This window comes from Saccharopolyspora endophytica, assembly GCF_018070075.1.
In the GTDB taxonomy this organism is placed as follows: domain Bacteria; phylum Actinomycetota; class Actinomycetes; order Mycobacteriales; family Pseudonocardiaceae; genus Saccharopolyspora; species Saccharopolyspora endophytica.
Window position 1 is genome coordinate 146,769 of sequence record NZ_JAGPXE010000016.1, and the last position, 20,342, is coordinate 167,110.

A 20,342-nucleotide genomic window follows, 5' to 3' on the forward strand; every position below is an offset into this window, starting at 1 on the left:
CAGGCGTCACCGAACGCCGTTGTGATCGTTGATACCTCCACCGAGGCAGTGACGCCTATCACGGAGGATGTCGGATGCGCGCCTTTCGTCGGCTGTGCGCCTGCGCGGCGGTCACCATGGCGATCGCCGGGACGTCGATGCCCGCAGCTCTCGCGCAGAGCGCGTACCCCACGACGCCGACGCCGCAGCCGCAGAACCCGGGCCAGCCTCCCGGGCGCGTTCAGGAGGACATCCCGCGGCCGGTCATCGGCGAGGCGGGGACGATGCTCGGGATCGTGCGCCTGCTGCCCGCGACCGCACCCGGTGACGCGTTCTTCAACGACCCCGAGTTCGAGAGCAAGCTGCCCAAGCAGGCCGTGCTCGAAGCCGGCATGGGTCGCGCCGTGGCGCAGGTGAACTCCGAGGCCTACCTCGCCCACGAGCACTCCGTCGCCGAGGCCTCGCCGTTCGGCACCGGCATCATGGGCCACGTCCCGCAGGTCCCCGGCGGCCTCTCGCAGAACGCGCTGTCCGACCACGAATCGCCCACCACCAGCGCCCTGGCGCCGCCGTCCTCCCCCGCCGACCAGCTGGTCAGGCTCAGCGGGCTGAACGGCACCGTGCACGCGCGGTGGAACCAGGAGACCGGGCCGTGCGGGGTGGCTCCGCTGTCCGACGCGCGCTACTCGATGGCCTCCGGTTCGGCGCTCAACCAGGTCCCCGGGCTGGGCGGTTCGGTGCTGGAGGTCCCGTCGATCGCCGAGGCGCGCTCCAGCGTGCGGCTCGCCGACGTCCCCGGGCAGACCGGCAAGGCCGTGACCTCGACGTCGGAGCTGCAGATCTCGCAGGTGAAGCTGTTCAGCGGTTCGCCGCAGGAGATCTCGGTCGACGTCGTCGGACGACCGGTGGTGGTCGCCACCGCGACCGGCGACCCCACCACCACCCGCGTCGATTACACGGCCCCGGTGCTGCGCATCAGCCAGGGCGGCCGGGAGATCGCCGTGCTCGACGCGGCGAACCCGGCCGCGGACGTGCCGATCCCCGCCGTTCCCGGCCTGGACCAGCGGGTCCTGGACCTCGGGGTGCTGCGGCTGAGCCTCGGCGAGCTCAAGCAGGAGGCGATGGGCAACGAGATCCGCGGCACCGCCCGGCTCTTCGACCTGAAGCTGCTCGACGGCACCAAGCTGGGGCTGCCCACCGCACTGGCCCAGATCTCCTTCGGCGAGCAGGTCGCGCGGGCCGCGGCTCCCGCGGGCGGCGTCCACTGCGATCCCCCGGTCGCCGGCGCCGCGGGCGGAGCCGAGGCCACACCGGCCGCCTACCACCAGGCGCGCACCCCACCGCTCGCGCTGACCAGCGGCAGCTACTTCGCGGTCCCGATCTTCTGGACCGGCGCGGGACTGCTGCTCCTCGGCTCGATCATCGTCGCGGCACTACCCCGCAGGAACGCGAAGCACTGATCACCCGGTGAACAGCGTGGCGAGCATGGCCTCGACCGCGATCAGCGGTTTGACGTTCTGGGTCAGGGCCGTGCGGCATTCCAGGACCGCCTCCAGGCGGCGCAAGGTGGACTCCGACGTCCACTCCGCCGCGGCCTTCGCCGAAGCGCGGGCGAAATCCGGGTGGTTGAGGACGGCCTGCGAACCGGTGCGGGTCACCAGGACGTCCCGGTAGAAACCGGCCAGGTCCACCAGGGCCAGGTCCAGGGCGTCCCGCTGGGAGCGGGTGGCGCGGGACTTCTGGCGCTTCTCCAGCTCCTTCAACGCCGCGTTGGCGCCCCGGGTCGCCGACGCCGTGCCCTTGCCGGTCCCGCCCGCGCCCATCGCGGTCTTGAGCTCCTCGCGCTCGGACTCGTTGCGGTCCTCGTTGGCCGTGACCGCCTCGGTCTCGGCCAGCTTGACCAGACCGGACGCCGCGGTGAACACGTCGGCGAAGCGCTGCAGGCCGAGCGGGACGCGCAGGACGGACTCACGGCGCTCGCGGGCCAGCTCGTCGGTGGCCAGCCGGCGGGCGCGGCCGATGTGCCCGCCGCAGACCTCCGCGGCCCACTCCGCCAGCTGCGGCTCGATGTCGTCGCGCTCGCGCAGCACCTCGGCGATCGCACCGGACAGCGGCGTGCGCAACTGCAGGACGCGACACCGCGAGCGGATCGTCACCGAGACCTCCTCGGGGTGGTCCGACGGGGCGCACAGCAGGAACACCGTGCGCGGCGGCGGTTCCTCGACCGCCTTGAGCAGCGCGTTCGCCGCGCCCTCGGTGAGCCGGTCGGAGTCCTCGATGAGCACCACGCGCCACTGCCCGGTGCTCGGCCGCCGCGCGGCGGCCTGCACCAGGGCGCGCATCTCCGCCACCGAGATCGACAGGCCCTCCGGCACCACCAGCTTCACGTCCGCGTGGGTGCCGTGCAGGACCGTCCGGCAGGCGGTGCACTTCCCGCAGCCGGCAGTCGCGGGATCCTCGCACTCCAGGGCTGCGGCGAAGGCACGAGCCGCGATCGAACGACCGGACCCCGGCGGGCCGGTGAACAACCACGCGTGCGTCATCGCACCCGGCGGGACCTGCTCACCCCGGACCTGCCGACGCGCCGCGTCGGCCGCCGCGTGCAGGGTGCCGACGGCGTCGGGCTGGCCGACGACCTCCGCCCACACCCCGGTCGCGGGTACCTCCGGAGCGCCGGTGCGCATCGCGTCAACTCCCTCGTGCCGAGCTATCGGGTCACGACTCTACGATGCCGCACCGACGCAGCGGTCAGGACTTCGAGGTGGTCGACTTCGACGACGTCGACTTCTTGGCCGCCGTCTTCGTGCCCGTCGACTTCGACGCCGCGGTCTTGGTGCCGGTGGACTTCGACGCGGTGGTCTTCTTCGCCGACGTGCTCTTGGACGCGGTCGACTTGGACGCCGTGGACTTCTTCGCCGGAGCCTTCTTCTTCGCCGGAGCCTTGGCCCGGCGCTCCGCCAGCAGTTCGACGGCGCGGTCCATCGACAGCTCCTCCACCGCGTCGCCCTTGCGCAGCGACGCGTTGGTCTCGCCGTCGGTGACGTACGGGCCGAAGCGACCGTCCTTGATCACCAGGGCCTTGCCGGTGTCCGGAGCCTCGCCCAGCTCGCGCAGCGGCGGCACGGCGGCGCGCCGGCCCCGTTGCTTGGGCTGCGCGTAGATCTTGAGCGCCTCGTCGAGGGTGATCGAGAAGATCTGGTCCTCGGTCTCCAGCGACCGCGAGTCCGTGCCCTTCTTCAGGTACGGGCCGTAGCGGCCGTTCTGCGCGGTGATCTCGTTGCCCGACTCCGGGTCGGTGCCCACCACGCGCGGCAGCGACAGCAGCTTCAGCGCGTCGTCGAGCGTCACGGTGTCCAGCGACATCGACTTGAGCAGGCTGCCCGTGCGCGGCTTGGACTTGTCGCCCTCCGGCAGCACCTCGGTCACGTACGGACCGAAACGCCCTTCCTTGGCGACGACCTCGTGACCGCTCTCCGGGTCGGTGCCCAGGCTGCGGCCCTCCATCGGGGTGGCGAACAGCTTCTCGGCGATCTGCACCGTCAGCTCGTCCGGCGGCAGGTCATCGGGCAGGTTGGCCCGCTGCGCCGTCTCGTCCTCCAGCGTCCGCTCCAGGTAGGGCCCGTAGCGGCCGACGCGGACGTAGATGGTGCGCCCGTCCTCGTCGTCGAACATCGGGATCGAGTTGATCGCGCGCGGGTCGATCTCCTCCACCGACGAACCGACCAGCTTCTTGAGCCCGCCGGCGCGGCCGATCGAGTCCTCCGGACCCACTTCGCCGCCGAAGTAGAAGCCGGCCAGCCAGCGGGTCCGCTCCTCGCGGCCCTCCGCGATGCCGTCCAGCTCGTCCTCGAGCGCGGCGGTGAAGTCGTAGTCCACCAGCCTGCCGAAGTGCTGCTCCATCAGCCCCACCACGGCGAATGCGATCCACGAGGGAACCAGGGCCGAGCCCTTCTTCCACACGTAGCCGCGCTCCTGCACGGTGCTGATGATCGACGCGTACGTCGACGGGCGGCCGATGCCCAGCTCTTCGAGCGTCTTGACCAGGCTCGCTTCGGTGAAGCGCGGCGGCGGGTTGGTGGTGTGCCCGTCGGGCTCCAGCTCCGGCGCCGTGATCGGCTGGTCCTGGGTGAGCTGCGGCAGCCGCGACTCGGCGTCGTCGGCGACACCGCCCGCCTCGGAGTCCACGGCCTCGACGTAGGCCTTGAGGAAGCCGGGGAAGGTGATGGTGCGACCGGACGCGGCGAAGGTGCACTCCTCACCGCTGCTGGCGGTGCCGCTGATGCGCACCGACAGCGTCGTGCCCTTCGCGTCCGCCATCTGGGAGGCGATGGTGCGCTGCCAGATCAGCTCGTAGAGCTTGAAGCCGTCGACGTCGTTGGACAGCTCGCCTGCCACCTCGCCGGGCGTGCGGAAGCTCTCACCCGCGGGACGGATCGCCTCGTGCGCCTCCTGCGCGTTCTTGACCTTGCGGTTGTACTGCCGCGGCTGCGGCGAGAGGTACTGCTCGCCGTAGAGGTCGCGGGCCTGGTTGCGCGACGCCGCGATCGCCGTCTCCGACAGCGTCGTGGAGTCGGTACGCATGTAGGTGATGTAACCGTTCTCGTACAGCCGCTGCGCCGTGCGCATCGTGCGGTCCGCCGAGAAGCGCAGCTTGCGGCTGGCCTCCTGCTGCAGCGTGGAGGTCATGAACGGCGCGTACGGCTTCCGCGTGTAGGGCTTCTCCTCGACGCTGGAGACGCTCAGCCGGGCGTCGGTCAGCGCCCCGGCGAGCTGCCGGGCCTCGGCCTCGGTGAGGACCTTGGTGTCGGAGTTCTTCAGCCGCCCGTCCGGACCGAAGTCGCGGCCGGTGGCGAGCTTGGAGCCGTCCACCGAGACCAGGCGGGCCCCGAAGCGACGCGGCGAGGCGTCCGGGCCGGCGTCCATGGTCGCGGCGATGTCCCAGTACTCGGCGGAGACGAAGCGGATGCGCTCCCGCTCGCGCTCGACGACGACGCGGGTCGCCACGGACTGCACGCGGCCCGCCGAGAGCTTCGGCATGACCTTCTTCCACAGCACCGGGCTGACCTCGTAGCCGTAGAGGCGGTCCAGGATGCGGCGGGTCTCCTGGGCGTCGACGAGGTCCTGGTCGAGGTCGCGCGGGTTGGCGGCAGCGGCCTGGATGGCGGACTCGGTGATCTCGTGGAAGACCATCCGGCGGACCGGGACCTTCGGCTTGAGGGTCTCCAGCAGGTGCCAGGCGATGGCCTCGCCCTCGCGGTCACCATCCGTGGCGAGGTAGAGCTCGTCGACCTGCTTGAGGGCGTCCTTGAGCTCGGTGACCGTCGACTTCTTGTCGGCGCTCACCAGGTACAGCGGCTCGAAGTCGTTCTCGACGTCGACACCCAGTCGCGCCCACGCCTGGCCCTTGTACTTCTCGGGCACGTCCTTGGCGTTGCGCGGCAGATCGCGGATGTGCCCACGCGAGGACTCCACGATGAAGTTAGAGCCGAGGTAGGAGGCGATCTTCTTGGCCTTCGCCGGTGACTCGACGATCACCAAGCGCCGGGTAGCGGAGCCGTTCCCGTTGGGAGACCCCGAAGCCCGACCGGCCCCGCCGCCGGCCTTCTTCGTTCGTGTCGACCCAGCCAACGCTTACCTGCTCTCTTCTTCCGGAAGCATCCCTTGCACCCGGCGCCCATCCGTTCGTGTCCCTGGAGTGTGCGCGCCGCACGGTTGGCCGTGCCGCACCGGGAAGGCACAGGGTTGCATATAACACGTCGATATTCGTCGACGTCTTGTTGTACGAACGTATCGGGTTACCCAGGTGTTCCGTTTCGTGACCTGGCGTGATGTGCGTCAACCCGCTCAGGAGACGAGCGGAATCATTCCCTCGATCGCACCATCGGGCAGCGGTCCCACCAGCTCGGCGAGCCTGGCCAGACGCCTGCGACCGGTCACCCGCAGGGCCGGTCCGCCCGCCCTGACGCCGACCGTCTTGGTCGGCAGCCCGCAGCCGCGGAGCGCTTCCGCGAGCGGCTCGTGCGTGTCGGGAGCGTGCGGGTCGAGCCCGAGGCGGTAACCGTTGTGGTCCGCCGCGCCCGCAGCGAGCGCCCAGATCCGCAGCGCCCATCCGTCCGGCACGAATCCCGACGGTACAGACTTCACGGCGCCGCGCAGCCAGTGCGCGGCCAAGCCGGTGAGGTCGGAGCGGAACGCGGTGCGGACCAGCGGCCGTCCTTCGTCGGAGCGGCCGAGCTCGGCCTGCACTCCCCGCTCGGAGCAGGCGGCGAGCAGGCAGCGGGCGCGCCACTCGGCGTCGACGACCACCGACAGCCGCGCCGCGGTCCCGCGGCCGAACCCCACGGCCTGACCGGGTCCGCACAGCATGCCCGCGAGGTCGGCGACGTCCGCCCGCCGAGCCTCTGCCGAGTAGAAGGACAGCTGGTCCACGATCGGGATGCTAGAACAGCAGTTCGAGATTATCCACCAACGTAACCCGATCGATTGAGTCCCGACGCCTGGTGGACACGATTTCAACGGAAATCGCGGTGCGGAATTCCACTGAGATCCGGTTCCTGATTTCCCTTGAAATCGTGACGTCCACGCAGGCGAGGGGCGTTACTGGGGTTGGCCGGGCTGGGCGGGGGCGGGTTGGCCCGGGGCCGGCTGGGCCGGGGCCGGGTTGAAGAACGGTTGGCAGCCCGGGGCCTGCTTCGCCGCGGCGGCGAGCTGCTGGTTCTTCTCCAGGGCGCCGAACTTGCTGTTGAGGTCCACCTGCGAGCTCTTCTGGAGCTCCGCCTGCAGGGCGGTCATGCCCTCGGTGAACTTCTGCTTGTCGTTCGGGTCGACCTGGTCGGCCTTGGCGCGGGCGCCGACCAGGACGTCGCGGATCTGGACGAAGCCGTCGCGGATGCCCTGGTTGACCTGGTCGCCGCCCTCGATCGGGGACGGCGGCAGCTCCTGCAGCCCGCGCACCGTGCCATCAGCGGTCTTGCTCGCGGTGTCGAGCCGGGCGACCACCGAGTTCTTCATCGCCTGGGTGTTGCTCTTGTCCACCGCGGGCAGGCTCTTCTGAGACGCGGAGAAGTCGTTGACCAGCCCGCACAACCGGCCTGCCCACTCGACGCCTTCCGGGCCTGCCGCCTTCGGCGGAGCCGGGGCGGGCTCGGGGGTCGGTACTGGTGCCGCACCGCAGGCGCTCAGGGCCAGCGGGATGGCCGCGAGCGCCGCGAGGGACGTCGCACGGAACCTCATTGCGAACTCCTCACATGGATCGGAGTAGCTCTCGCTGTGCGCTCGGACTCTCTCGTACCGCCACACCTCCCGGTGAACCCGGGGTCACCCGTTGCAGCGCTCGGCCTGCTCACAGCGATGGGCGCCACCCGAACCGGGTGACGCCCATCGTTGAGACCGATCTAGGCCGTGTTGGGGAATGCGGCGGTAGCCGCTGTTTCAGGTGCGGGACTCAGCTCGCACCGCCGCGGGTTCTGAGGTGGTTCTCCTGTGAGGACGTGTCGACGTGGTGCATTGGCATGCATGAGTCGGCGCGCCCGGAGCAGGAGGGCCGCCTCAGAGCCCGCTACCCGCACCGCCAAGCAAACAGCTCCTAGGCGGGAGCGCCGTTGATCGTCTTGTCGTCCGCGGGCTCGTCCGCGATCGCGGTCGAGCGCCGCTTGGAGATCACCACGGCGACCACGATCACCGCGAGCGCGACGAGCGCGATGCCGACGGAGACCACCGGGTTGGCCGACTCGCCGACGGTGAAGTAGACGATGGCGGGCGCGATCAGCACCGACACCAGGTTCATCACCTTCAGCAGCGGGTTGATCGCCGGCCCGGCGGTGTCCTTGAACGGGTCACCGACGGTGTCACCGATGACCGTGGCCGCGTGCGCCTCGGACCCCTTGCCGCCGTGGTAGCCGTCCTCCACCAGCTTCTTGGAGTTGTCCCAGGCGCCACCCGAGTTGGCCAGGAAGATGGCCATCAGGGTGCCGGTGGCGATGGCACCGGCCAGGTACCCGGCCAGCGGACCGACGCCCAGGCCGAACCCGACCGCGATCGGAGCCAGCACCGCCAGCAGACCCGGCGTGGCCAGCTCCCGCAGCGAGTCGCGGGTGCAGATGTCGACCACCCGGCCGTACTCCGGCCGCTCCGAGCCGTCCATGATCCCCGGCTTGTCCTTGAACTGGCGCCGCACCTCGTAGACCACGGCACCGGCCGCGCGGGACACGGCGTTGATCGCCAGACCGGAGAACAGGAACACCACGGCGGCACCGATGATCACGCCCACCAGGACGTTCGGCGCGTAGACGAAGTACTCCGCGGGAGGCAGCGCGCCCGCCACGTCGGCCAACGCGAGGCCGATGGCGTCGGTGTAGGAACCGAACAGCGCCGTCGCCGCCAGGACCGCCGTGGCGATCGCGATGCCCTTGGTGATCGCCTTGGTGGTGTTGCCGACCGCGTCGAGCTCGGTGAGGATCTTCGCGCCCTCGCCCTCGACGTCACCGGACATCTCGGCGATCCCCTGCGCGTTGTCGCTGACCGGACCGAAGGTGTCCATCGCGACGATGACGCCGACGGTGGTCAGCAGACCGCACCCGGCCAGCGCGATCGCGAACAGCGCCACCGGCAGCGAACCGGACAGCAGGAACGCGCCGAACACGGCCGCCGCGATGACCGCGCCGGTGTAGACGGCCGACTCGAAGCCGACCGACAGCCCGGTCAGGATCACCGTGGCCGCACCGGTCAGCGAGGACTTGCCGACGTCCTGCACCGGACGGTGCTCGGTGGCGGTGAAGTAGCCGGTCAGCTTCAGGATGATCACCGCGAGCAGGATGCCGATGATCACGGCCAGCAGTGCGATCAGCGCCGGGCTGCCCGGCGTCGCGCGCACTTCCTCCGACACGCCGGAGAGCTCGGCGAAGGTGCTCGGCAGGTACAGCATCGCGGCGATCGCGCACAGCACAGCCGAGATCCCGGCGGAGATGTAGAACGAGCGGTTGATCGCGGTCAGCGCGCTCTCACCCGTGCGGGCCTTGGTGATGTAGACGCCGATGACCGCGGTGAGCACACCGATGGCCGGCACGATCAGCGGGAACAGCAGCCCGTGCCCGCCGAAGGCGGCGGTGCCCAGGATCAGCGAGGCCACCAGCGTCACCGCGTAGGACTCGAACAGGTCCGCCGCCATGCCCGCGCAGTCACCCACGTTGTCGCCGACGTTGTCGGCGATGGTGGCGGCGTTGCGCGGGTCGTCCTCGGGGATGTTGTTCTCGACCTTGCCGACCAGGTCGGCACCCACGTCGGCGGCCTTGGTGAAGATGCCGCCGCCGACTCGCATGAACATCGCCAGCAGCGCGGCACCGAAGCCGAAGCCCTCCAGCACGCGCGGAGCACCGCCCGCGTAGACCAGCACCACGAGTGCGGCGCCGAACAGGCCGAGGCCGACGGTCATCATGCCGACCACGCCACCGGTGCGGAACGCCACGCGCATCGCCTTCTCGCGGCCCTCACCGGGCTCGCGGGCCGCGGCGGCCACGCGCACGTTCGCGCGGGTGGACAGCCACATGCCGAGGTAACCGATGGCGGCTGAGAACGCGGCGCCGAACAGGAAGAACACGGATCGGCCGATGCGCTCGCCGAGGGTCTCGGCGGGCAGCGCGAACAGCACCAGGAACACCACGACCGCGAAGATCGCCAAGGTGCGGAACTGCCGGTTCAGGTACGCCGACGCGCCTTCCTGCACGGCCTTGGCGATGTCCTGCATCTTCGCGGTGCCCTGGCCTGCGGCGAGGACCTCCTTGATCAGGACGTAGCCGAAGGCCAGAGCGGCCAGGGCGATGACCATCACGACACCGACGACTGCGTAGTCGATGCCTGCGAGCTCGATTCCGGTGGCTTGCTGGGCGAGGTCCATCCGGGTTTGCGAGCTCGGTGGTGCAGCGCCCTGGGCCCAGCCGTGCTGGACCGGGGTGAGCAGGGACATCCGTCCTCCTGGGTTGTGCTCGGTTCTCACACCGGCGGCCCCGCACGCTCTTACCGGGCCCCGATGCGCGGTAGGCGGCCCCGCCCGGTACGGCCTGTGATCGTGCGCTGGCCGTCCGTGGCGACGTCGTGGATCGGGAGTCTATTCAGACCCCAAGTGGCTTACCTCACGGTGTGATGCGCAACTCGTCTCGACGTGCAGATCCGTTACCGAATAATCGATTCAGAGCGGTACTTGATCCCCTGTTCGGACATATTTCGATTTGGACCGATCGGGTGACATGAGGTATGGCGTGTCGCGACGGGATCCGCGAGGACCCGTCCGCCTTCCGGAACACGCTCCGAAGTTGCCCCGAAGGTGGGACATGAGCCGACTCGCGGAGGGGAACACCTGTGCGGGCGCCGATCAGAGCTGTGCAAGGCTGAACGACGTGCGCGAGGAGGACAAGGGACAGCGGCTGCTCCGCCGCGTCGTCGCCGGGATCCCGGCCGACGAGTCGCCCGTGACGCACGTCGAGCACCGGCCGGCCCGGCCCGCCCAGACCACCGACTGGCCGAAGTGGGCACCGCCCCGGCTCGTCGAGGCGTTCCAGGAGCGCGGCGCGGACGAGCCGTGGATCCACCAGGTCGAGGGCGCCGAAGCGGTGCACGACGGCGAGAACGTCGTCGTCGCCACCGGCACCGCGTCCGGGAAGTCGCTGGTCTACCAGCTCCCGGTGATCTCGCAGCTGCTCGCCGACCCCAAGTCCACCGCGCTGTACCTCTCCCCCACCAAGGCGCTCGCCGCCGACCAGCTGCGCAGCATCTCCGAGCTGGAGCTCCCCGAGCTCCGCGCGGTGAGCTACGACGGTGACACCCCGCAGGCCGAGCGGGACTGGGTGCGCCAGCACGGGCGGTGGATCTTCACCAACCCCGACATGCTGCACTTCGGCGTGCTCCCGTCGCACGGGCGCTGGGCGCACTTCTTCCGCAGGCTCACGCACGTCGTGATCGACGAGTGCCACACCTACCGGGGCGTGTTCGGCTCGCACGTCGCACTGCTGCTGCGCAGGCTCCGGCGGATCGCCAACCGCTACGGCTCGGACCCGGTGTTCGTGCTGGCCTCGGCCACCGTGTCGGACCCCGCCGAGCTCGCCGAACGGCTGACCGGCGCTCGCTGCCGGGCGATCACCGAGGACGGTTCGCCGCGCGGGGCGCGCACCGTCGCGCTCTGGGAACCGCCGCTGCTGGACGACCTCGTCGGTGAGAACGGCGCCCCGGTCCGCCGCAACGCCGGCTCCGAGGCCGCGCGGATCCTGACCGAGCTGGTCATCGAGGACGCCCGCACGCTGGCCTTCATCCGATCCCGGCGCGGTGTCGAACTCGCCGCGCTCGCGGCGCGGCGCGCGCTGTCCGAAGTGGACCCCTCGTTGCCGGACCGGGTCTCCGCCTACCGCGGCGGATACCTGCCCGAGGACCGCCGCGAACTGGAGCGGTCGCTGCTGGCCGGGGAACTGCGAGCCGTGGCCACCACCAACGCGCTGGAGCTCGGGGTCGACATCTCCGGTCTCGACGCCGTGGTCGTCGCCGGGTACCCGGGCACCCTCGCCTCGTTCTGGCAGCAGGCCGGACGCGCCGGGCGCGATGGGGACGGCGCGCTGGTGGTCTTCGTGGCGCGCGACGACCCGCTGGACACCTACCTCGTGCACCACCCGCCCGCCGTGCTGTCCCGGCCGGTCGAGGCGACCGTGCTCGACCCCGCCAACCCGTACGTGCTGGAACCGCACCTGGCCTGCGCCGCGGCCGAGCTGCCGCTCACCGAGGAGTCGTTCGAGATCTTCGGCGGCGACGCCGCGCAGCGGGCGGTCGAGGCGCTGACCGCCGACGGCGTGCTGCGGCGACGCCCGCACGGCTGGTTCTGGACCGCCCGGGAACGGCCGCACCGCAACGTCGAGCTGCGCGGCTCAGGCGGTCCGCCGATCGCCGTCGTCGAAGGCGAATCCGGCCGCATGCTCGGCACGGTGGACCCCGATTCCGCCTGCTCGACGGTGCACCCGGGAGCGGTGTACCTGCATCGCGGCGAGTCCTTCGTCGTCGACGAGCTCGACCTCGACGCGGCCATCACGCTGGTCCACGAGGAGAGCCCGGACTGGACGACCTCGCCGCGCAACGACGTGGACATCTCCGTGCTGCGCACCGTCGAGAGCCACGACACCGGTGCCGGGGTCACGGTGCACCTGGGCGAGGTGGAAGTGACCTCGCAGGTCGTCGGCTACCTGCGGAAACGACCGACCGGCGAGGTGCTGGACCAGGTTCCGCTGGACCTGCCCGCGCAGACGCTGCGCACCCGCGCCGTCTGGTACACGGTCGGTCAGGACTTGTTGATGGGCAGCGCGCCGGGGGGCGCCGGGCTGGAACCGGCGCGCATCCCCGGCGCGCTGCATGCCGCCGAGCACGCGGCGATCGGCCTGCTACCGCTGTTCGCGACCTGCGATCGATGGGACATCGGCGGGGTCTCAACCGCTCTGCACGCCGACACCGGGGAGGCAACGGTGTTCGTGCACGACGGTCATCCGGGTGGAGCCGGATTCGCCGACCGCGGTTTCGCCGCATTGGTCCCATGGCTGGCCGCGACGCGGGAAGCGATCGCTTCCTGCGACTGCCCGGCCGGATGCCCGTCCTGCGTTCAGTCGCCAAAGTGCGGGAATGGCAACGAACCGCTGGACAAGGCAGGGGCGGTGGCTGTTCTCGATGCGGTTTCGGCCGTGCTTCGGGGTAGCACCGGCGGTCCGGGTGGGCCGCCCGACCGGGCACGATGAGCACTGGGGCTGGCTGGTGCGTGCTCGCGGGAATCTCGTGACCGGTCGGGCCGGGGAGCCCTGGGCGCGGAAACCGGGCCCGTTCGGTGCGTCACGGCCGCAGGATCACCTGCTCGCTGCGAGAACCTCCGCCACGTTCTCCGGTTGGTCGATCTCCAGTGCGGTCCGGAGCGCGTCCTGGACGAACTCCGGGCTGGGCAGCTGCCAGGCGCACACCTCGGGCTTGACCCTCCAGTGCACCGCACCGCCGGGGTAGACCGACGGTGGCAGCGGAACCCAACTCCCCTTGCCGTGCAAGCGGATTCCGCTCTGCTCGGCCAGCTCGCCGTTGAGCCGACCCCCAGGGGACATCAGGAAGAACCAGCTGCCGGTCGGGGTCGCCACGATCGGCACCGGGAATCCGCCGGCGCGCAGCACCTTCGCCGCCCGCCTGCCGATCGCGATGTCGACCTCGATGGCGTCGGCCTGGAAACCGGTGGCGAGCAGCAGGTTGTAGGGGTGCTCGTCCCACCAGGCCATGACCTCGTGCAGGTCCGCCCCCAGACCGTCCTGCCAGTCGGCCCGGACGGGGGTCGGGCCGTGCAGCTGGCGGCCTCGGCGACCGAGCCACTCACCATCTCGGGGGAAGGTTCCGGGCAACACCGACCAACCACGCGACGCGAAGTCGATTGCCTGCACTCGCAGGTCGATCCGGCTGCTGGTCAGCCCGGCCGGGTGGGCCGGGACGCCGCGGAAGGCGCTCTGCCACCTCTCCGCAGACCATTGCATCTGTCTCCGCCTCCTCGTTCAGCGGTGAGCGGCGTCGTGCGCCTTGAGGTCGACCGGCCGGATTTCGGGGTTCCGGCCGATCCCCCGACCTCCTTGTCGGGTGGACCTCGGTTCGTGGCGAACCTGGGCTCGCCGCTCACACATTCAAAGAAACGTCATCCAGCCCCGGGGCGTACAGACCCGGTGCGACGACCGGTCGTTCGGCGACGATGAACGTGAAAGATCCAACACACGCGCTGAAAGCTCGGTAGCGGCGCCGGTGGCGCTTCGCCGACCGCTCCACTGCCCGCCGGACCGCTCGCCGACCGCTCGTCGTACTGCCCGCGTAATACGCGCGGCTCAACCTGGGGCCGGTCCGGCGCGGGCCCGTGCGCTCGGAGGTTGCCGTCCGGCCAGCGGTCCGGACAGCTCTCCCGCCACCTCGACGCGGACCTCTCGACCGGTCAGGGTGCAGGTGAGCAGGCGCGTCCGCATCCCGCCGGTCACCCGTCGGGCCTGCGCGCAGGCGAGTTCGGGTCCACCGATCACGTGAGCCGCAGCGGCCAGCGCCGCGAGATCGGCGGCGCCTTCGGCCCGCTGCCGGGCGGCGGTGGCGGCGCCGAGCTGCACGAGCCACCCGAGCAGCACCAGGACGACCAGCGACAGCACCGCGGCGAGCACCGTCGCCGAACCGCGGTCGTTCATCCGCCCTCCCCGGGTTCGAGGATCGCGACGGCGTCGGCGCGCAGCCAGTGCGCGCTGACGAGGACCTCGACCTGGTCACCGCGGATCACGTGGGCGTAGTGCGCGCCGACGGGCGCGATAGCGCGCACCGCCCGCTCCGCCCGGGGCGCGTCTCCCCGGGCGAGCAGGCGGGCGGCCTCGACGGCGGCGTCCTGGCAGCGGAGCTGGCCCAGCACCGCCATCCCGCCGACCAGCAGCAACCCGAAGACGGCGACCAGCGAGCAGATGCCCAGCGCCGCCTCGACGGTCACCGAGCCCCGGTCGTTCACGTCCCCGCTCCCTGCAAACCCCGCTGGATGAGGCCGGTCAGCGCTTCTTCGACCGAGCCGCTGGTCACCACGGCGTAGAGGGTGGTCGCGAAGGCCACGGCCGCGAGCGTGCCGACCGCGTACTCCGCCGTGGACATCCCGTCGTCGCCGGTCAGCGCGGCCCGCAGGCGTCGGATGAGGTTCCGCATCGTCTTCTCCTCGTGTCTACAGTGGATTGATCGGGATCCGGTCGAACATGCCGAGCACGACCGGGAGCACTCCCAGGCACAGGAACGCGGGCAGGAAGCACAGCCCCAGCGGTGCCGAGATCCACACGGCACCGCGCTGAGCCCGCACCTCCGCCAGCTCGGAGCTGCGCGCCCGCGCGCGGTCGGCGAGCTCGGCCGCCACGTCGGCGAGCGCGCTGCCGGTGCGCGCGGTCCTCCGCGCGGCGCGGGCGAGTTCGGCCGTGTCCGGGTCCCGCAGCGCCGGTTCCCACCCGGCAGCGGCGTCCGAGCCGAGGGCGAGGTGGTCGGCGACCTCGTTCAGCGTCCGCCGAGCGGTGCCGACGACCTCGACCGCCACGGCGCGCACGATCACCGGCACCGGCAGCCCGGCCCGCATCCCCGCCGCCAGCAGGTCCCATCCGGCGGCGAGCACCAGCGGGTCGGCCCGTTCCTCGCGACGGGGACGCGGTGCCACCGGTGGGCTCCGGCGCAGACCCAGCCGGTGGCGGGTCGGGGCGACGGGGACCAGCAGCACGGCCACGGCCGCGGTGATCAGCGCGAACACCTGGCTCATGTCCGCACCACCGACCTCGTCAGCCGCGAGCTCCACAGCACCCCGGCGATCAGCAGGGCGGTCCCGACGAGCAGGAGCAGCTGACCGGCGGGACCGCTGCCGAACACCGCGAGCGGCGAGGCACCGGCGGCCTGCCCGAAGCCCAGCCCGAGCACCGGCAACCCGGTGAGCACTCCCGCCGTGGCACGCGGGCCGGCCATCTTCGCGCTCACCTCGCGGCGGAAGGAGGTGCGCCGCTCGACGTCGCGGCGCAGGCAGTCCAGCAGTTCCGCCAGCGCGACGCCGTGCCGTTCGGCCAGGTCCCAGGCCCGGGTCAGCCGTCGCACCGGCGCGCGTGGGCGTCCCGCCAGCGCGGACACGTCACCGCCGAGCCGGGCGGTCGCCGCCAGCTCCCGGAAGAGCGCGGCGACCCCCGGGCCGGCTTCGGCGGCCGCGCCTTCGGCCGCGTTCGCCGGGTGCGCGCCCGCGCGCAGCTGCGCGACCAGCAGCCGCATCGCCTCGGCGAACTCGTCGTCGAGCGCGAGCTCCCGCCGCTCGTCGCGGGTTTCGCGGACGTGCCTGCTCGCGAGCAGGGTCAGCGCGATCGCCGCGCACGAGCCCGCCGGACCTGCGGTGGCGAATCCGGCGATACCGGTCGCCACCGGCAGCAGGCGTTTCGGCCTCGGCAACCTCAGCGGTGCGCGCTTGAGTCCGGGGAGCCGGTGGCGGGTGGTGAGCGCGGGCCAGCACAGCAGTCCGGTCGCGGCGAGCAGGGCGCTCGTGATCAGCACGGCAACGCACCTCCCCTGGACTCCAGCAACGCCGCCAGCTCCTCGCGGCCCACGTCCCAACCGGTTTCGCGCTCCCAGGCCGGTCGCACGGTCACCTGATCGCCCGACCGGTGCAGCACCCCGATCGCGGCGAGGCGCCTGCGGCGCACCTGCAGCACGACCTGCACGGCGGCGGCGAGCTGGCTGTGCAGGGCACCGCGGGAGAGCCCGCCGAGCGCGGCCAGTGCCTCCATCCGGGCGGGCACCTCTCGCGGCGAGTTGGCGTGCAGCGTTCCGCCGCCTCCGTCGTGCCCGGTGTTGAGCGCGGCGAGCAGCTCGCGCACCTCCGCACCGCGCACCTCGCCGACGACCAGGCGGTCCGGCCGCATCCGGAGCGCTTGCCGCACCAGCTCGCGGACGCCGATCTCACCCGCGCCTTCCACGTTCGGCGGCCTCGTCAGCAGTCGCACCACGTGCGGGTGTCGGGGCCGCAGCTCTGCCGCCTCCTCGACGCACACGATCCGCTCGCGGTGCCCGACCTCGCCGAGCATCGCCGCGAGCAGCGTCGTCTTGCCGCTGCCGGTTCCGCCGGTGATCAGGAACGCGAGCCTGCGCGCCACGATCTCGCGCAGCACCGCGGCGCTGCGCTCGTCGAAGGTGCCCGCCCGCTGCAACGCAGCGAGGTCGTGCGCGGCCGGGCGCAGCACCCGCAGCGAGATGCAGGTCCCATCCCCGGCCACCGGCGGGAGCACCGCGTGCAGCCGGACCGAGCGGGTGCCGCGCTGCGGCATCCAGGCGTCGACCCACGGCTGGGCGTCGTCGAGCCGGCGCCCGGTGGACATCGCCAGGCGCTGCGCGAGGTGGCGCACCGAGTCCTCGTCGGCGAAGCGCACCGGCGCGGGCCGCAACCCGTCGCCCCGGTCGACCCACACCTTCTCCGGCGCGGTGACCAGCACGTCGCAGGTCGCCGGGTCGTCCAGCAGCGGGTCCAGCACTCCCGCACCGGAGAACTCCTGCTGGACGACGCGCAGCGCGGCGAGCACGTCGGCGTCGGCGACCAGCCCACCGGACTCGGCGCGGACCGCATCGGCGACGGCTGCCGGGCTCAGCGGCGAGCCGTTGCCCACCAGTCGGTTCCGCACGCGCGCCAGCAGTTCCCGATCCACGGACATCACGGACCTTCCCTTCCACCGGCCGAAAACGGCAGGACGGCATGGCCGATCGAGCGGGATCGGCCTGGGTTCATCGAGGGTTCAGCGCGGTACCGGCGACTCCGCCGAGGCGAGCTCGGCCAGCACCGCACCGGCCGCTGCGGCCAGCGGGCTGCGGCGGTGCAGCGCGGAGACGAGGTCACCGCGGTCAACGGCGGCGGGCAGGCGCGGCTGTGGTCGCATCGTGGCGAGCACCGGCGCGCCGGCCGCCCGCGCGACGTCGCGCGGTCTCAAGCCGCCCGGGGATGGTCCGCGCACGACCAGCCGCACCCGGCATCCCGCGCGTTCGGTCACCGCGGCGACGACGCGCGCGGCCGCCGCGCACGCGCGCACCTCCGCGGGCACGACGACGACCACGAGCTCGGCATCGCCGAGCACCGACTCGTCGGAGTCACCCGGTGCTGGGCAGCGCGGCAGGTCGCACACCACGGTCGCGCCGGAGCGACGACCGGCCCCGAGCACCGCGCGCACGCCTTCCGGCGTCAGTCCGCTCGGCGTCCGGTCCCGGTCGCAGGCGAGCACTGCCAGTTCGCCGCGTCCGACCCGCTTCTTCGGCAGCGCCTCGCGCAGCGCTCCGGCACCGAGCCGCCCGGTGCCGACCGACAGCCCTGACCAGCGCACGCCCTCGTCGCGCTCCATGCCCGCGGCGAGGTCGAGGCCGCCGCCGTACGGGTCGCAGTCGACCAGCAGCGACCGGCCGCCGGAGCGGGCGGCGACCACCGAGGCTGCGGTGGCCAGCGCCGAAGCACCGGCACCACCGCACCCGCCGAGCACTGCCAGCACGCGGCCCTCGCCGACCGGTGCGTCCACGGCGTCGGCCAGCAGCTCGATCAGCTCGTGCTCGTCGGAGGGCAGGGTCAGCACCCGCTCGGCGCCGATGTCGAACGCGGTCCGCCACAGGCGTTCACCGGTCGTCCGGCAGACCAGCGCGACACCGCGTCTGCGCGGCAGGCCGTGGTTGGCGCACGCGGCGGCGGTCGGCTCGTCGAGCAGCACCAGCGGCGCCGCGCGCCACGCCGCGGGCAGCAGCCGTGGCGCGCGCTCGATCGTTCCGGCGGAGGCCGCGGCCAGCCGCGAGACCTCCTCCGCCAGTTCGGCGTCGCGCACCACCAGCAGCGGACGCGCGGTCTCGGGCGTGGGCGGGTGTGCTGCCGCGGGCATGACGGGCTCCCTGGATCAGGACTTTTCGGAGGAAAACCACTTCCGCATGGGCCGGAAGAAGGAGCGTTGTGCCGCGAATGGCCGCTCGTTATCCAAAGTGACCGGAAGCGCTGCCGACTGCCAAGCGATTTCTGAAATCTGTGGATGAACCCGTTCGCTGTGGATAACTCATCTTCCCTGAAAGAGTCACACCAGGGACGCATAAGAAACGAAGGCAATTCACATTTCGCTCGCTCGAAGACTGTTGCGCGAGCACGAACTCCCCGCAGGTGGGAGCATCCGAATACGAGACGACCCCCGCCAGGGGGGAGGGGCGGGGGTCGTCGTAGTTCAGCTCCGGGGGGTCGAGCTGAACTGGTCCGGACTTGCCGGACTCCCCACACTGTATCCCGCAGATCCCTAGTAATGCCTCCCGTCCATTTGAGGGAACGTCTTTGCTCTCAGTGCCCGACAAACTGCCTCTACCCATTCATTCGTGGCAGAAAAACCAACCCGGACGGCGAGCAACTTTCCGACAACCACACGGTGTGTGAAAAATCGCTCTCCCCCAGCAGCCCACCGGACAAACAGCCCAGGAACGTGCGCACATGACCGGAACCAGCCTGGAAATGCCACGTCGACGCGACTCGTATGCTGTCGGCGTGACTGAGCCCGCGAACCCCGCCGCCGCTTCCGGACGCCGGGTGGCCGCGTTCTTCGACCTGGACAAGACGATCATCGCCAAGTCGAGCACGCTCGCCTTCAGCCGCCCGTTCTTCCAAGAAGGGCTGATCAACCGCCGAGCGGTGCTCAAGAGCGCCTACGCGCAGTTCGTCTTCATGCTCGCCGGCGCCGACGCCGACCAGATGGACCGGATGCGCGCGCACATCACGTCGCTGTGCACGGGCTGGGATATCGACCAGGTCAACGCGATCGTCGAGGAGACCCTCCACGACATCGTCGACCCGCTGGTCTACAAGGAAGCCACCCAGCTCATCACCGACCACCAGGACCAGGGCCACGAGATCGTCGTGCTGTCGGCCTCCGGCCAGGAGGTCGTCGCCCCCATCGCCAAGCTCCTCGGCGCCGACCACTGGTCCGGCACGCGCATGGTCGTCTCCGAGGGCCGCTACACCGGCGAGGTCGACTTCTACTGCTCCGCCGAGAACAAGGCGGTCGCGGCCCGCGAACTCGCCGAGAAGCACGACTACGACCTCGGCGAGTGCTACGCCTACTCCGACTCGGTCACCGACATGCCGCTGCTCGAAGCCGTCGGGCACCCGACCGTGGTCAACCCGGACCGGGGCCTGCGCAAGGAGGCCGTCCAGCGCGGCTGGCCCTCGCTGGCCTTCGAGCACCCCGTCTCGCTGCGCGCTCGCATCCCCACCCCGTCCCGCGCCGCCGTCACCGCAGCCGGTGTCGGGCTCAGCGCCGTGGCCGCCGCCGGCGCGACGTGGTGGGGCGTGCGCGCCTGGCGTCGCAGACGGTGACCGGAAGCGCTGGTAGATCACTCCTCGGTTCGCCCTGAAGGACCCTTGCAGTGACGGGCGTCACGGTCTACAAAGGGAAGTGCGGACCCTGTTTGGCCAGGGACGTTGTGGAGGAGAAACAGCGTCCACCCCTCTCAGGCTCCGCGCGCGAGACTTGGAGCACCCACGCGTCGCCGCAGATAAGGCTGTCGTGCACAGGGTTGCGTCACGGGACGCCGGACGCCTAGCCCGAAAGTTACGACGAACAGCACGCCTGGTAACCCAAGAGCTCGCGCAGAGAGGGCGGCGCCCACCACGGGCGCCGCTCTTTTGCGCGCTCAGGGCGAGCGACGAAATCGACTTCCGCTCGCCGCATCTCACCGAGGGCGGTCGCGCGAATCCCGCAACAGCGCAGGAATCAACGATCGGATCAGTCCGGATCGTTGACCTCCCCTTTTCCTGTGAGTAATTTCCTCATTTGTCCTCGTTTGTGGTG

General features: G+C 71.3%; 16 protein-coding genes. 3 read left to right on the forward strand and 13 right to left on the reverse strand.

Annotated features, from left to right (window positions below):
- Positions 1-74: 74 nt before the first annotated feature.
- A complete protein-coding gene (locus KBO27_RS29370; protein ID WP_246538349.1) occupies positions 75-1,439 on the forward strand; it encodes a hypothetical protein in 1,365 nt (454 codons plus the stop codon).
- On the opposite strand, the gene KBO27_RS29375 is transcribed toward KBO27_RS29370, so the two are convergent.
- The 5 genes from KBO27_RS29375 to KBO27_RS29395 all read right to left on the reverse strand — a co-directional run bounded on the left by KBO27_RS29375 (position 1,440) and on the right by KBO27_RS29395 (position 9,871).
- Entirely contained in the window at positions 1,440-2,663 is a 1,224-nt protein-coding gene (locus tag KBO27_RS29375; RefSeq protein ID WP_210973093.1) for a DNA polymerase III subunit delta', read from the reverse strand.
- Positions 2,664-2,727: 64 nt separating this feature from the next.
- Positions 2,728-5,517, reverse strand: coding sequence for a type I DNA topoisomerase (gene topA, locus KBO27_RS29380; protein WP_210973094.1), 2,790 nt, complete (start codon positions 5,515-5,517; stop codon positions 2,728-2,730).
- Between the two features lie 306 nt (positions 5,518-5,823).
- Positions 5,824-6,408, reverse strand: coding sequence for a hypothetical protein (locus tag KBO27_RS29385; RefSeq protein WP_132674557.1), 585 nt, complete (start codon positions 6,406-6,408; stop codon positions 5,824-5,826).
- 168 nt (positions 6,409-6,576) lie between these two features.
- Positions 6,577-7,212, reverse strand: coding sequence for a hypothetical protein (locus KBO27_RS29390; RefSeq protein WP_210973095.1), 636 nt, complete (start codon positions 7,210-7,212; stop codon positions 6,577-6,579).
- A 352-nt stretch (positions 7,213-7,564) separates the two neighbouring features.
- A complete protein-coding gene (locus KBO27_RS29395; RefSeq protein ID WP_210973124.1) occupies positions 7,565-9,871 on the reverse strand; it encodes a sodium-translocating pyrophosphatase in 2,307 nt (768 codons plus the stop codon).
- Positions 9,872-10,304: 433 nt separating this feature from the next.
- Here KBO27_RS29395 and KBO27_RS29400 point away from each other — a divergent pair, with 433 nt between their 5' ends.
- Complete coding sequence (locus KBO27_RS29400) at positions 10,305-12,737, forward strand: DEAD/DEAH box helicase (protein ID WP_210973096.1); 2,433 nt, start codon at positions 10,305-10,307, stop codon at positions 12,735-12,737.
- Between the two features lie 105 nt (positions 12,738-12,842).
- Here KBO27_RS29400 and KBO27_RS29405 read toward each other — a convergent pair whose 3' ends face one another.
- The 8 genes from KBO27_RS29405 to ssd all read right to left on the reverse strand — a co-directional run bounded on the left by KBO27_RS29405 (position 12,843) and on the right by ssd (position 18,398).
- Positions 12,843-13,505 carry a bifunctional DNA primase/polymerase gene (locus tag KBO27_RS29405; protein WP_132679212.1) on the reverse strand — a complete coding sequence of 221 codons (663 nt, stop codon included), beginning with the start codon at positions 13,503-13,505 and terminating at the stop codon, positions 12,843-12,845.
- A 339-nt stretch (positions 13,506-13,844) separates the two neighbouring features.
- Complete coding sequence (locus tag KBO27_RS29410) at positions 13,845-14,189, reverse strand: Rv3654c family TadE-like protein (protein WP_210973097.1); 345 nt, start codon at positions 14,187-14,189, stop codon at positions 13,845-13,847.
- Positions 14,186-14,497 (reverse strand): TadE family type IV pilus minor pilin, encoded by a 312-nt coding sequence (locus KBO27_RS29415; protein WP_210973098.1) that lies wholly within the window; start codon positions 14,495-14,497, stop codon positions 14,186-14,188. Before KBO27_RS29415 ends, KBO27_RS29410 begins: the two co-directional genes overlap by 4 nt.
- A complete protein-coding gene (locus KBO27_RS29420) occupies positions 14,494-14,685 on the reverse strand; it encodes a DUF4244 domain-containing protein (protein ID WP_132626413.1) in 192 nt (63 codons plus the stop codon). The genes KBO27_RS29415 and KBO27_RS29420 overlap by 4 nt, the downstream gene beginning before the upstream one ends.
- Before the next feature lie 16 nt (positions 14,686-14,701).
- Positions 14,702-15,277, reverse strand: coding sequence for a type II secretion system F family protein (locus KBO27_RS29425; RefSeq protein WP_210973099.1), 576 nt, complete (start codon positions 15,275-15,277; stop codon positions 14,702-14,704).
- A complete protein-coding gene (locus tag KBO27_RS29430; protein WP_307870688.1) occupies positions 15,274-16,047 on the reverse strand; it encodes a type II secretion system F family protein in 774 nt (257 codons plus the stop codon). The genes KBO27_RS29425 and KBO27_RS29430 overlap by 4 nt, the downstream gene beginning before the upstream one ends.
- Positions 16,041-17,198 (reverse strand): TadA family conjugal transfer-associated ATPase, encoded by a 1,158-nt coding sequence (locus tag KBO27_RS29435; protein WP_210973100.1) that lies wholly within the window; start codon positions 17,196-17,198, stop codon positions 16,041-16,043. The genes KBO27_RS29430 and KBO27_RS29435 overlap by 7 nt, the downstream gene beginning before the upstream one ends.
- 81 nt (positions 17,199-17,279) lie before the next feature.
- Positions 17,280-18,398, reverse strand: coding sequence for a septum site-determining protein Ssd (gene ssd, locus KBO27_RS29440; protein ID WP_210973101.1), 1,119 nt, complete (start codon positions 18,396-18,398; stop codon positions 17,280-17,282).
- Positions 18,399-19,006: 608 nt separating this feature from the next.
- On the opposite strand from ssd, the gene KBO27_RS29445 reads away from it, so the two are divergent.
- A complete protein-coding gene (locus KBO27_RS29445; protein ID WP_210973126.1) occupies positions 19,007-19,867 on the forward strand; it encodes an HAD-IB family hydrolase in 861 nt (286 codons plus the stop codon).
- Positions 19,868-20,342 lie beyond the last annotated feature (475 nt).

Excerpts from the sequence above, each read along its gene's own strand:
- KBO27_RS29370 (WP_246538349.1), top strand. The coding sequence starts at position 75 with ATGCGCGCCTTTCGTCGGCTGTGCGCCTGCGCGGCGGTCACCATGGCG.
- KBO27_RS29375 (WP_210973093.1), bottom strand. The coding sequence starts at position 2,663 with ATGCGCACCGGCGCTCCGGAGGTACCCGCGACCGGGGTGTGGGCGGAG.
- KBO27_RS29390 (WP_210973095.1), bottom strand. The coding sequence starts at position 7,212 with ATGAGGTTCCGTGCGACGTCCCTCGCGGCGCTCGCGGCCATCCCGCTG.
- KBO27_RS29395 (WP_210973124.1), bottom strand. The coding sequence starts at position 9,871 with ATGGACCTCGCCCAGCAAGCCACCGGAATCGAGCTCGCAGGCATCGAC.
- KBO27_RS29400 (WP_210973096.1), top strand. The coding sequence starts at position 10,305 with ATGAGCCGACTCGCGGAGGGGAACACCTGTGCGGGCGCCGATCAGAGC.
- KBO27_RS29405 (WP_132679212.1), bottom strand. The coding sequence starts at position 13,505 with ATGCAATGGTCTGCGGAGAGGTGGCAGAGCGCCTTCCGCGGCGTCCCG.
- KBO27_RS29410 (WP_210973097.1), bottom strand. The coding sequence starts at position 14,189 with ATGAACGACCGCGGTTCGGCGACGGTGCTCGCCGCGGTGCTGTCGCTG.
- KBO27_RS29420 (WP_132626413.1), bottom strand. The coding sequence starts at position 14,685 with ATGCGGAACCTCATCCGACGCCTGCGGGCCGCGCTGACCGGCGACGAC.
- KBO27_RS29425 (WP_210973099.1), bottom strand. The coding sequence starts at position 15,277 with ATGAGCCAGGTGTTCGCGCTGATCACCGCGGCCGTGGCCGTGCTGCTG.
- KBO27_RS29435 (WP_210973100.1), bottom strand. The coding sequence starts at position 17,198 with ATGTCCGTGGATCGGGAACTGCTGGCGCGCGTGCGGAACCGACTGGTG.
- ssd (WP_210973101.1), bottom strand. The coding sequence starts at position 18,398 with ATGCCCGCGGCAGCACACCCGCCCACGCCCGAGACCGCGCGTCCGCTG.
- KBO27_RS29445 (WP_210973126.1), top strand. The coding sequence starts at position 19,007 with ATGCCACGTCGACGCGACTCGTATGCTGTCGGCGTGACTGAGCCCGCG.